General features: G+C 67.8%; 6 protein-coding genes and 1 pseudogene. 5 read left to right on the top strand and 2 right to left on the bottom strand.

All coding sequences use genetic code 11. From position 1 onward, the window contains the following. Positions 1 to 233: pseudogene (locus PHQ87_RS09265) on the top strand (efflux transporter periplasmic adaptor subunit); the annotation flags it as partial. 10 nt (positions 234 to 243) lie between these two features. After that, a complete protein-coding gene (locus PHQ87_RS09260; RefSeq protein WP_300233284.1) occupies positions 244 to 3,387 on the top strand; it encodes an efflux RND transporter permease subunit in 3,144 nt (1,047 codons plus the stop codon). Between the two features lie 37 nt (positions 3,388 to 3,424). Here PHQ87_RS09260 and PHQ87_RS09255 read toward each other — a convergent pair whose 3' ends face one another. Beyond that, the gene (locus PHQ87_RS09255; protein WP_300233282.1) at positions 3,425 to 6,085 is read right to left on the bottom strand and encodes a [protein-PII] uridylyltransferase; all 2,661 of its coding nucleotides are present in this window, start codon (positions 6,083 to 6,085) and stop codon (positions 3,425 to 3,427) included. A gap of 76 nt (positions 6,086 to 6,161) precedes the next feature. Then, positions 6,162 to 6,989 (bottom strand): type I methionyl aminopeptidase, encoded by an 828-nt coding sequence (map, locus tag PHQ87_RS09250; protein ID WP_300233280.1) that lies wholly within the window; start codon positions 6,987 to 6,989, stop codon positions 6,162 to 6,164. 132 nt (positions 6,990 to 7,121) lie between these two features. Between map and purL the strand changes: the two genes are divergently transcribed. From purL to PHQ87_RS09235, 3 genes are all read left to right on the top strand, one after another. Next, the gene (gene purL, locus PHQ87_RS09245) at positions 7,122 to 11,129 is read left to right on the top strand and encodes a phosphoribosylformylglycinamidine synthase (protein WP_300233278.1); all 4,008 of its coding nucleotides are present in this window, start codon (positions 7,122 to 7,124) and stop codon (positions 11,127 to 11,129) included. Positions 11,130 to 11,152: 23 nt separating this feature from the next. Continuing rightward, a complete protein-coding gene (locus PHQ87_RS09240; protein WP_300233276.1) occupies positions 11,153 to 12,142 on the top strand; it encodes a DUF808 domain-containing protein in 990 nt (329 codons plus the stop codon). Positions 12,143 to 12,254: 112 nt separating this feature from the next. Beyond that, entirely contained in the window at positions 12,255 to 12,794 is a 540-nt protein-coding gene (locus PHQ87_RS09235; RefSeq protein ID WP_300233275.1) for a hemerythrin domain-containing protein, read from the top strand. The last annotated feature ends 263 nt before the right edge of the window (positions 12,795 to 13,057 follow it).

Raw genomic sequence — 13,057 nt, 5'->3', positions numbered from 1 at the left:
AGGGCCAAACCACGGCGTTGACGGTGCCGGCGCAGGCCGTGGTCGTGCGCGACGGCCACAGCTACGTGTTCGTGATCGGCCCCGACGACAAGGCCGAGGCCCGGCGCATCACCACCGGCCGGCGCGCCGGGGACCGGGTGGAAGCGGTGGACGGGCTCGAACCCGGCGACCGGGTCGCCGTGCAGGGTGCCGGCTTCCTGAACGAGGGTGACCTGGTCAAGGTCGCGGACTGAGGAGCCGGCCATGAACGTATCGGCCTGGTCCATTCGCAACCCGATTCCGGCGGCGATGCTGTTCGTCATGCTGACGCTGGCGGGGCTGTTCTCCTTCCAGGCGATGAAGGTGCAGAACTTCCCCGACATCGACCTGCCCATGGTCACCGTCGTGGCGAGCCTGCCCGGCGCAGCACCCAACCAGCTCGAAAACGACGTCGCCCGCAAGCTGGAGAACGGCATCGCCACGGTCCAGGGCCTCAAGCACATCTACACCCAGGTGCAGGACGGCGTGGTGTCGATCAGTGCCGAGTTCCAGATCGAGAAGCCGCCGCAGGAGGCCCTGGACGATGTGCGCTCGGCCGTCAGCCAGGTGCGGGGCGATCTGCCGGCCGAGCTGACCGACCCGATCGTGCGCAAGGTGGACCTGGCGGCCTCGCCGGTGCTGGCGTTCGCGGTCTACTCGGACAAGATGGACGAAGAGGCGCTGTCCTGGTTCGTCGACAACGACATCGCCAAGCTGCTGCTCTCGGTCAAGGGCGTGGGGGCGGTCAACCGCGTGGGCGGCGTGGACCGCGAAGTGCAGGTGCTGCTGGACCCGGTCAGGCTGCAGGCGCTCAACACGACGGCGGCCGACATCTCGCGCCAGCTCGCGCAGGTGCAGATCGAACGCGCCGGTGGCCGTGCCGACGTGGGCGACATCCAGCAGCCCATGCGCACGATCTCGGCCCTCGGGTCGGCAGCGGAACTGGCCCGCATGGAGCTGTCGCTGTCGGACGGTCGCCGCATCCGCCTGGACCAGGTGGCGACCGTGCGCGACACGATTGCCGAGCGGACGGCGGCTGCCTTCCTGGATGGCCAGCCGGTTGTGGGTTTCGAGGTGGCACGCAGCAAGGGCGCGGGCGAAGTGGATGTGGGCGCGGGCGTGCGCGCCCGGCTGGCCGAGCTGCAGGCGCGCCGGCCCGATCTGCGCATCACCGAGGCGTTCGACTTCGTGACGCCGGTGGAGGAGGAGTTCGGGGCCTCCATGAAACTGCTGTATGAGGGCGCATTGTTGGCGGTGCTCGTGGTCTGGCTGTTCCTGCGGGATTTCCGTGCCACCATTGTCTCGGCGATCGCCCTGCCGCTGTCGGCCATCCCGGCCTTCATCGGCATGCATTACATGGGCTTCACCATCAACATGGTGTCGCTGCTGGCGCTGTCGCTGGTGATCGGCATTCTGGTGGACGATGCGATCGTCGAGGTCGAGAACATCGTGCGCCACATGCGCATGGGCAAGACGCCATACCAGGCCGCCATGGAGGCCGCCGACGAGATCGGCATGGCCGTGATCGCCACCACCTTCACGCTCATCGCCGTGTTTCTGCCCACCGCCTTCATGGCCGGCATTCCGGGCAAGTTCTTCAAGCAGTTCGGCTGGACGGCCGCGCTGGCGGTGTTTGCCTCGCTGGTGGTGGCGCGGATGTTGACGCCCATGATGGCGGCCTACCTGCTCAAGCCGCTGGTCACCCGGGAGAACAAGCCCGCATGGGCCCGGCGCAGCGGCTGGCTGGGCCGCCTCTGGACCTGGGCCAACAACCACGAGGAACCCCGGTGGCTCGTCACCTACCAGCGCCTGGCGGCGGTCTGCATCCGCCATCGCTGGCTGACCGTGGCGGGGGCCGTGCTGTTCTTCTTCGGCTCGCTGATGCTGATCCCGCTGCTGCCGCAGGGTTTCGTGCCGCCCGACGACAACTCGCAGACGCAGGTGTACCTGGAGCTGCCACCGGGCGCGACGCTGACGCAGACCATCGCCGCCGCCGAGCACGCCCGCCGGACGGTGATGGGTGTCGATCACGTCAAGTCGGTCTACACGACGATCGGCTCCGGCCAGGCTGGCACCGACCCGTTCGCACCGCAGGGAGCGGCTGAGTCGCGCAAGGCCGCGCTCACCATCCAGCTCGACGCGCGCGGGCAGCGGCCGAAAAAGCAGCTCATCGAGCAGCAGATCCGCACCGCCATGGCCGATATTCCGGGCGTGCGCTACAAGGTGGGGCTGGGGGGGTCGGGCGAGAAGTACATCCTGGCCGTCACCGGGGACGACCCGGTGGCCCTGCAGTCCACCGCGCGGCAGCTGGAGCAGGCGCTGCGCACCATTCCCGGCGTGGGCAGCGTGCAGTCCACTGCCTCGCTGGTGCGCACCGAGATCTTCGTGCAGCCCGACCTGGCGCGTGCTGCCGACCTGGGCGTGACCAGCGCCGCCATCGCCGACACGCTGCGCGTGGCGACCGTGGGCGACTACGACAGCCAGTTGCCCAAGCTCAACCTGCCGCAGCGGCAGTTGCCCATCGTGGTGCGGCTGGATCCGTCGGCGCGGCAGAACCTCGATCAGCTCGGGCGCCTGGCCGTGCCCGGTGCCAAGGGCCCGGTCATGCTCTCGCAGGTGGCCGACCTGAGCCACGGTGGCGGGCCCGCCATGATCTCGCGCTACGACCGTACGCGCAACATCAACTTCGAGGTGGAGCTGGCGGGCGTGCCGCTGGGTGACATGAAGGCCATCGTGGCCGGCCTGCCGCCGATGAAACAACTGCCGGCCGGCATCTCGGTGGTGGAGGTGGGCGACGCCGAAGTGCAGGGCGAGCTGTTCGGCAGCTTCGCGCTGGCCATGCTCACCGGCGTGCTGTGCATCTACATCGTGCTGGTGCTGCTGTTCAAGGCCTTCCTGATGCCGGCCACCATCCTGCCGGCGCTGCTGATGTCCTTCGGCGGCGCCTTCGTGGCGCTGCTGCTGACCCACATGAGTTTCTCCATGCCCTCGCTGATCGGTCTGGTGATGCTCATGGGCGTGGCCTCCAAGAACTCCATCCTGCTGGTCGAGTACGCCATCGAGGCCCAGCGCCAGCGCGGCCTGTCGCAGTTCGACGCGATCATGGACGCGTGCCACAAGCGCGCGCGCCCCATCATCATGACCAGCATCGCGATGATCGCCGGCATGTTGCCGGTGGCGATCGGCTCGGGCAACGCCGATGGCAGCTTCCGCTCGCCCATGGCCGTGGCGGTGATCGGTGGCCTCATGACCTCGACCATGCTCAGCCTGCTGGTGGTGCCGGCCGTCTTCACCATGATGGACGACCTCTCGCGCTGGCTGCGCCGCTTGGCCGGTGCTGGCCAGGCCGTGCCCGCCGCGCAGGCCTGAACCCGGCGCCCCACACCCGCCGGGGTGTGAGCGGGCCTCAGGCGGCCATGATCTTCAGCAGTTCGGTCTCGATCTCGATCTGCCGCCGGTTGACCTGCAGGGCCGGGCCGCTGATGAGGAAGGTGTCTTCCACCCGCTCGCCCAGCGTCGTGATCTTGGCCAGCTGGACGTTGATGCCATGGTGCGCCAGGACCAGCGAAATGCCGTACAGCAGGCCGGCGCGGTCGCTGGTCGAGATCGACAGCAGCCAGCGCTGCGCCTTGTCGTCCGGATGCAGGTCGACCCGGGGTGTGGCGGGGAAGCTGCGGACCCGGCGCGACAGGCGGCCCCGGCTGGGCGGGGGCAGCGGGCCGTGCCCGTCGATCGCTGCCGCCAGATCATTCTCGACCATGGCGATCAATTCCCGGTAGTGCTCGGACAACGCGGGTGCGACCACCTGGAAGGTGTCCAATGCGCGGCCATTGTTCGTCGTGTGGATGCGGGCATCCAGAATGGAGAAACCGGCATTGTCGAAATAGCCGCAGATGCGCGCGAACAGATCGGGCGCGTCCTGGGCATAGACCAGCACCTGCAGGCCCTCGCCTTCGGGTGACAGCCGTGCCCTGACCACACTGGCGGTCTTGCTTTTCTGCGGGTCGGCCAGGTGCCTGGACAGCATGCGCGTGTGCCAGGCAATGTCGTCGGCCTCGTGGCGCATGAAATAGCTCAGATCCAGCGTATCCCACAGTGCCTTGTGGGCCATGTGGGGCAGGGCGTGCAAGGCCAGCTTGGACAGGGCCTCGCGCTTGCGCGCCTCCACCACCGCACCAGGGTCCGGCGCCCGCCCGCCCAGGGCGTTCAGCGTGTAGCGGTACAGATCTTCCAGCAGCTTGCCCTTCCAGCCGTTCCAGACCTTGGGACTGGTGCCGCGGATGTCGGCCACGGTCAGCAGGTACAGCGCCGTCAGGTAGCGCTCGTTGCGCACGCGCCGGGCGAAGGCGGCGATCACGTCCGGGTCGCTCAGGTCTTCCTTCTGGGCGATGCGGCTCATGCTCAGGTGCTCGCTGACGAGGAACTCGATCAGGCGGCTGTCTTCGCGGTCGATGCCGTGCTGGCGACAGAAGGAGCGCACCTCGCGTGCGCCCAGCTCGGAGTGGTCGCCGCCGCGGCCCTTGGCGATGTCGTGGAACAGTGCGGCCACGTACAGGATCCATGGCTTGTCCCAGCCGGCGGCGAGCTGCGAGCAGAACGGGTATTCGTGCGAGTGGTCGGCGATGAAGAAACGCCGCACGTTGCGCAACACCATCAGGATGTGCTGGTCCACGGTATAGACGTGGAACAGGTCGTGCTGCATCTGGCCCACGATCTGACGGAACGGCCAGAGGTAGCGCCCCAGCACCGAGGTCTGGTTCATCAGCCGCATGGCGTGGGTGATCCCCTCGGGCTGCTGCAGGATCTTCAGGAACGTGGCGCGGTTGACCGGGTCGGAACGGAACTTCGCGTTCATGATCGGCCGCACGTTGTACAGCGCGCGCAGCGTGCGTGCCGACAGACCCTGAATGCCGACGGTGGTCTGGAACAGCAGGAAGGTCTCCAGAATGGCGTGTGGCTGCCGGACGTACAGATCGTCCGAGGCCACCTCCAGCATGCCCGCCTTGTCGAGGAAGCGCTCGTTGATGGGTCGCAGCGGCTGTGGGCCCATCTCATCGCTGGCCAGCCGCTCCTCGATATTGAGCAGCAGGATCTGGTTCAGTTGCGCCACCGCCTTGGCGGCCCAGTAGAAGCGCTTCATCAGCTGCTCGCTGGCGCGCTTGGTGCCCCGGGCGGCGGAGGTGCCGCGGGTGCTCTCGGAGGCCAGCAGCGGCGGCACGACGGCCCGGTAGCCGAAGGCCTCGGCAACGGCGGTCTGCAGATCGAACACCAGCCGGTCTTCGCGGCGTCCTGTCAGCAGGTGCAGGCGCGCGCGGATGAGGCTGAGCAGGTCTTCGTTGGCCTTGAGCTGTCTGGCCTCCATCGGGGTGGCCAGCCCCTTGCGGGTGAGTTCGTTCCAGGTGCGGCCCAGGCCGGCGGCCTTGGCCACCCAGAGGATGATCTGCAGGTCGCGCAAGCCGCCGGGCGATTCCTTGCAGTTGGGCTCCAGCGAGTAGGGTGTGTTCTCGAACTTCTGGTGGCGCTGGCGCATCTCCAGCGTCTTGGCCAGGAAGAAAGCCTTGGGGTCCATGGCCTCGCCAAGCCGCGCCACCAGGCGACGGAAGGCCGGGCGGCTGCCGGCCAGCAGCCGGCATTCGAGCAGGGACGTCTGCACCGTCACGTCGTGCCGCGATTCCTCGACACATTCATCGGTCGTGCGCACGCTCGATCCGATTTCCAGCCCGGCATCCCAGCAACTGCCGATGAAGCCTTCGATCCGGGTGGCCAATGCCGCGTCACGGTCGGGGTCGATCCCGTCGGGCAGCAACACCAGCACATCCACGTCCGAATGGGGGAACAGCTCGCCACGCCCGTAGCCGCCCACGGCGGCCAGCGCAAAGCCGGGGCCGAAACCGGCACGGGCCCAGAGCCGGGACAGCATGTCGTCGGTCAACCGGGCCAACTGTCGCAGCGTCCGGCGGGTGCCGCGCGTGGAGGGGCCGGCCTTGAGCAGACCTGCGGTCAGCCGCTGCTTGTCGTCGCGGTACTGCTGGCGCCACTGGGCAATCTCGCCTGGGTGATTCGGCATGGGGGAGCGCATCCCGGCGTTCGCCAGGTGGGTGGTGGTGGATGCAGTGGTGTGCTGTGGCGGCGGACCGCGTGGGTCAGGCCGCCGCTGTCACCAGGGGTGGAACGAAGTCGGGGATGGGCGGGTAGCCGTCGGAGAGGGTCAGCACCTCGTAGCCGGTCTCCGTGACCAGCACGGTGTGCTCCCACTGCGCGGACAGCGAGCGGTCGCGCGTGACGATCGTCCAGCCATCACCCATTTCCTTGATCTCGCGCCGGCCGGCGTTGAGCATCGGCTCGATGGTGAAGATCATGCCGGGCTGCAACTGCTCCATCGTGCCCGGCTTGCCGTAGTGCAGCACCTGCGGGTCCTCGTGGAACTTCTGGCCGATGCCGTGCCCGCAGAACTCGCGCACCACCGAAAAGCCATTGCCTTCGGCGTAGGTCTGGATGACATGGCCGATGTCGCCGAGGCGGGCACCGGGGCGGACCGCCATGATGCCCTTCCACATCGATTCGTAGGTCACCTGGTTCAGGCGCCGGGCCTGGACGCTGCAGGCCGCCTCGCCGCCGACCAGGAACATCCGGCTGGTATCGCCGAACCAGCCATCCTTGATGACCGTCACATCGACGTTGACGATGTCGCCTTTTTTCAGCGGCTTCTCACCCGGGATGCCATGGCACACGACCTGATTGACCGAGGTGCAGACGTGGCCCGGGTAGGGCGGGTAACCGGGGGGCTGGTAGCCGATGGTGGCCGACACGGTGCCCTGTTTTTTCATGCACTCGGCGGCCAGGTGGTCGATCTCCAGCGTGGTGATGCCTGGCTGGATCAGTGGCGTGAGGTAGTCGAGAACCTCGGAGGCCAGCCGGCACGCCTGGCGCATGGCGGCAATGCCAGCCTCGTCTTTGATGGTAATGCTCATGAGCCAAATTATCCCACCGGGTGGCGCTGTCTGCAGGCGCGCGTCCGCTTGGCCCGGCCCCCGGCGGCTAAAATTGACGCCTTCACCGACCAGGGGCATCGCCCCGCCTTCTTTGCCTCAAGGCCCCCCACCGTGACCCTGCACCTGCGCTTCTTCGACGGCGGCAATGCCGTCAGCGATTTCAAGATCCAGCAACTGCTGCCCCGCCTGCAGGGCATTGCAGACAGGATCACCGGGCTGACGGCCCGTTTCGTGCACCTGGCCGCGTTCGACGCCGAACCCGATGACGCCACCACCGGGCGCCTGGCCGAACTGCTGACCTATGGCGATCCCGTGACGCCGGCGCATCAGGCGGCCGAGCAGGCCGGCGCACCGGCGCTGGTGGTGATGCCGCGCCTGGGCACCGTCTCGCCCTGGGCGTCCAAGGCCACCGATATCGCGCGCAACTGTGGCCTGGTGCTGCACCGGGTCGAGCGCCTGATCGAATACCGGGTGACGCTCAAGTCCGGGCTGCTCGGCAGGGCCAGCCTGTCGCCCGAGCAACTGCAGGCCGTGGCCGCGCTGCTGCACGACCGCATGACCGAATCGGTCTCCACCGACCGTGCCCAGGCCGAGGCCCTGTTCACCGAATTGCATCCGGCGCCCATGGCGCAGGTGGATGTGCTCGCCGGCGGCCGGGCCGCGCTCGAGCAGGCCAACGGCGAATGGGGCCTGGCGCTGGCCGACGACGAAATCGACTACCTGGTGGCGGCCTTCACGGCGCTGGGCCGCAACCCCACCGACGTCGAGCTGATGATGTTCGCGCAGGCCAACAGCGAGCACTGCCGCCACAAGATCTTCAACGCCCGGTTCACCATTGACGGCGTGGTGCAGGACAAGAGCCTGTTCGGCATGATCCGCCACACGCACCAGACGGCGCCGCAGCACACCATCGTGGCGTATTCGGACAACGCGTCCATCATGGAGGGGCACGAACTGGAGCGCTTCGTGGCCCGTGCCGGCGCCGATGCGTCTCCCGCCTATACGGCGGAAGCCGCGACGCACCACATCCTGATGAAGGTGGAAACCCACAACCACCCGACCGCGATTTCCCCGTTTCCCGGCGCCTCCACCGGCGCGGGCGGCGAGATCCGCGACGAGGGTGCCACCGGACGAGGCTCCAAACCCAAGGCGGGTTTGACCGGCTTCACCGTCTCCAGGCTGTGGGGCGGCCTGTCCGACCAGCCGGGCGGCAAGCCCGAGCACATCGCCAGCCCGCTGCAGATCATGACCGAGGGCCCGCTGGGCGGCGCGGCCTTCAACAACGAATTCGGCCGGCCCAACCTGCTGGGCTACTTCCGCGAGTACGAGCAGGACGTGGGCGGTGTGGCCCGCGGCTACCACAAGCCCATCATGATTGCCGGCGGCCTGGGCCAGATCGATGCCGGGCTGACCAAGAAGATCGATTTCCCGGCCGGCACGCTGCTGATCCAGCTCGGCGGCCCCGGCATGAAGATCGGCATGGGCGGTGGCGCCGCCAGCTCCATGGCCACCGGGACCAACGCGGCCGAGCTGGACTTCGACTCCGTCCAGCGGGGCAACCCCGAGATCGAGCGCCGGGCCCAGGAAGTCATCAACCATTGCTGGGCGCAGGGTGAGAAGAACCCCATCCTGTTCATCCATGACGTCGGCGCGGGTGGCCTGTCCAATGCCTTCCCCGAGCTGGTCAACGACGCCGGCAAGGGCGCGCGCTTCGACCTGCGTGCCGTGCCGCTGGAAGAGTCGGGTCTGGCGCCCAAGGAAATCTGGTGCAACGAGAGCCAGGAACGCTACGTGCTGGCCATCGCGCCGGCGTCGCTGGAGCAGTTCAAGGCCTTCTGCGAGCGCGAGCGCTGCCCCTTCGCGGTGGTGGGCGTGGCCACGGACGAGCGCCAGCTGGTGCTGGCCGACGAGGGCCACGAAAGCCCGGTGGACATGCCGATGGACGTGCTGCTGGGCAAGCCGCCCAAGATGCACCGCGATGTCACAACCGTGCAACGCACGTTCCAGCCGATCGACCTGACCGGTGTGTCGCTGGAAAAAGCAGTGATCGACGTGCTGAGCCACCCGACCGTGGCCTCCAAGCGCTTCCTGATCACCATCGGCGACCGCACCGTGGGTGGCCTGACGCACCGCGACCAGATGGTCGGCCCCTGGCAGGTGCCGGTGGCCGACTGTGCCGTGACGCTGGCCGACTACGCCGGTTTCGCGGGCGAAGCCATGAGCATGGGCGAGCGCACGCCGCTGGCCGGCATCGATGCGGCCGCGTCGGGCCGCATGGCCGTGGCCGAAGCCATCACCAACCTGCTGGCAGCGCCGATCGAGCTGCCGCGCGTGAAGCTGTCGGCCAACTGGATGGCGGCCTGTGGCGAGCCTGGCGAAGACGCCGACCTGTACGCCACCGTCCGGGCCGTGGGCATGGAGCTGTGCCCGGCGCTGGGCATCAGCATCCCCGTGGGCAAGGACAGCCTGTCCATGCGCACGCAATGGCAGGCCGGTGGCGAGCAGAAGAAAATCACCTCGCCCGTCAGCCTCATCGTCAGTGCCTTCGCCACCCTGGCCGACGTGCGCGGCACGCTCACGCCCCAGCTCGACCGCGACCTGGAGGACACGACCCTGGTGCTGGTCGACCTGGGCAAGGGCCGCCACCGGCTGGGGGGATCCATTCTGGCGCAGGTGCTGGGCCAGCCCGGCGACGAAGTCCCCGATCTGGATGACCCGCAGGACCTGATCAATCTGGTGAACGCCGTCAACGCGCTGCGCGCCAAGGGCCAGATCCTGGCCTATCACGACCGTTCGGACGGCGGGCTGCTGGCCGCGGTCGCCGAGATGGCCTTCGCCGGCCACGTCGGCGTGGCGCTGAACGTGGACATGCTGGTCACCGAGGGCGACGGCATTTCCGACAGCCGCATGGACGCTGGCGACGCCAAGAACTGGGCGTCACAGGTCAGTGCCCGCCGCGAGGAGCTCACACTCAAGGCCCTGTTCAGCGAAGAGCTGGGTGTGCTGCTGCAGGTGCGTACCGAAGAACGCAACGCGGTCATGCAGACCCTGCGCGAGCACGGTCTGTCCAAGCACAGCCATTTTGTCGGCAAGACCCGCCCGTCGTCCTCGCCCATCGACGCGGGCAAGGGCCAGTTGCAGGTCTGGCGCGACACCAAGGCGATCTTCAGCGCCAGTCTGTACGACCTGCAGCAGGTCTGGGACAGCGTGAGCTGGAAGATCAACCAGCAGCGCGACAACCCGGCCTGTGCCGACAGCGAGCACGCCGCCGCCGGCCTGGCCGAAGACCCGGGCCTGCATGTCAGCCTGACGTTCGACCCGCTGGACGATGTGGCCGCGCCGTTCCTGAACCTGAGCCGGCCCAAGGTCGCCATCCTGCGCGAGCAGGGCGTGAACTCGCATGTGGAGATGGCCTATGCCTTCACACAGGCCGGTTTCGAGGCCTATGACGTGCACATGACCGACCTGCAGTCGGGCCGTGCGAAATTGGCCGACTTCAAGGGTGTGGTCGCCTGTGGTGGCTTCAGCTACGGCGACACGCTGGGCGCCGGCATCGGCTGGGCGCGCTCGATCACCTTCAACCCGGTGCTGTCCGAGCAGTTCCAGGGGTTCTTCGGCCGCGCGGACACCTTCGGGCTGGGCGTGTGCAATGGTTGCCAGATGTTTGCCGAGCTGGCCGACATCATCCCTGGCGCCCAGGCCTGGCCACGCTTCACCACCAACCAGAGCGAACGCTTCGAGGCGCGCCTGTCCCTGGTCGAGGTGTTGGATTCACCCAGTCTGTTCCTTCAGGGCATGGCCGGCAGCCGGCTTCCGATTGCCGTGGCACACGGCGAAGGCTACGCCAACTTCAAGTACCGCGGCAACCCGGCGCAGGCGATCGCCGCCATGCGCTTCGTGGACAACGGCGGTGCTGCTACCGAGCAGTACCCGTTCAACCCGAACGGCAGCCCGGGCGGCCTGACGGCGGTGACCACGGCCGATGGCCGTTTCACGGCCATGATGCCGCACCCCGAGCGGGTGTTCCGCAACATCCAGATGAGCTGGACCAGCGGCGACGCCAGTGAGCTCAGTCCGTGGATGCGCCTGTGGCGCAACGCGCGGCGCTGGGTCGGGTAAGCACACACCTGCGGGATACCCCCATGGCCTCCAGCCTTCTTGTTCTGCTCGACGACATCGCCACCGTGCTCGACGACGTGGCGCTCATGGCCAAGGTGGCCGCCCGCAAGAGCGCCACCATCGCCGACGATGTCGCGGCCATGGCCGATGACGTGGCCACGATGACCAAGGTAGCGACCCAGAAGACGGCCGGTGTCCTGGGGGATGACCTGGCGCTCAATGCGCAGCAGGTCACGGGCGTCAAGGCCGACCGCGAGCTGCCCGTGGTCTGGGCCGTGGCCAAGGGTTCGCTGCTCAACAAGGCCATCCTGGTGCCTGCCGCGCTGCTCATCAGCGCCTTCATTCCCTGGCTGATCAGTCCGTTGTTGATGCTCGGCGGGCTGTTTCTGTGCTACGAGGGCGCCGAAAAGGTGCTGCACAAGTTCCTGCACGGGGCCGGTGGCCCGTCCGAATCCCGTGCCGAGCACGTGAAGGCCGTCGCCGACGACAACATCGATCTGGTCGCCTTCGAAAGCGACAAGGTCAAAGGGGCGATCCGCACCGACTTCATCCTCTCGGCCGAGATCGTCGTCATCACCCTGGGTGCGGTGGCGACCGCCGGCCTCGTGGAGCGTATCTCGGTGCTGGTGGGCATCGCCCTGATCATGACGGCGGGTGTCTATGGGCTGGTGGCCGGCATCGTCAAGCTCGATGACGCCGGCCTGTACCTGAGCCGGCAGGCGGCTGCCTGGAAGCAGGCTGTCGGCCGCGGCCTGCTGGCTTTCGCACCCTGGCTCATGAAAGCGCTGTCGGTGGTCGGCACCGCCGCCATGTTCCTGGTCGGCGGAGGGATTTTGCTGCACGGCATCCCGGTGGCGGGCCATGCCGTGGAGCATGCCACCGATGGCTTGGGTTGGGCTGCCGGCATCGCCAACAGCGTGGCCGGCGGTCTGGCCGGTCTGCTGGCCGGTGCGGTGGTGGTGCTGCTGGTCGGCTCTATCCAGCGGTGGCGGGGGGCTGGCCGCGCCGATTGATATATGTCAATTGAATCGAAACGGCTCCTGCATAGACTGCCATGACCGTGCCCAGGTGCACCGGCCTGATCGGACCAGGACGGCACCAGGCACCGCATCCAGGAGAACCACCATGCCCGCATCGCCCACGGCCGACCACGACGCGCCGCTGAGCAATTTCAACAATTGCCATATCGGCATCCTCAACCGGCTCAAGGCGCTGGACGAGTTGCCGGCCCTGCTGGAGCCGGCCGCACGGGCGCGCCAGATTGCCGAGCAATCGCTGGAGTTCTTCCGGGAAGCGATTTTCGAGCACCATCTCGAAGAAGAGCGTGAGCTGTTTCCGGCCGTCATTGCCAGTGCCCGTCCGGGCGAAGAACAGGAACGCGTCAAGGCCATGGCACAGCGCCTGACCGACGAACACCGCACCGTCGAGAAGCTGTGGAAAAGCCTGGAGAAGGGCCTGAAACAGGTGGCCAAGGGACACAGCACCGATCTGGACGTGAGCGACCTGCACCAGTTGGTGACCCAGTACCAGGCCCATGCGACCTTCGAGGAGCAGGAGTTCCTGCCGCTGTCCGAGCAGATCCTTGGCCGCAACAGCAACCACATGGCCGCGTTGGGCCTGAGCCTGCACATCCGGCACGCGCGGCCGGTGGCCGGGCATATCTGAGCCGCCGGCCGGCTGCTCCGGCGCCCCATGCCGCCAGGCCGCCAGGCCGCCAGGCCCCGAACGCCGGCACAACCGGTACAGTCGGGGCATGGCGGCTTCTTTGCTTTTTTCCCCCTTGTCCGCGACCACGGCCGAATACTGGCGCACCGACGCCGGGGGCGACTCGGTGGCGGTGCTCGACATCCCGGGCCTCAACGGCCGCCCGCGCCAGTTCGACGTCGATGCCAGCCTGCTGGTGGAGGTGCCCACCACGGCCGGGCAGG

Source organism: Hydrogenophaga sp. (assembly GCF_028698005.1).
In the GTDB taxonomy this organism is placed as follows: Bacteria; Pseudomonadota; Gammaproteobacteria; order Burkholderiales; family Burkholderiaceae_C; genus Hydrogenophaga.
Note: the sequence above shows the minus strand (reverse complement) of the source record. Positions and strands in the feature narration are given on the sequence as shown.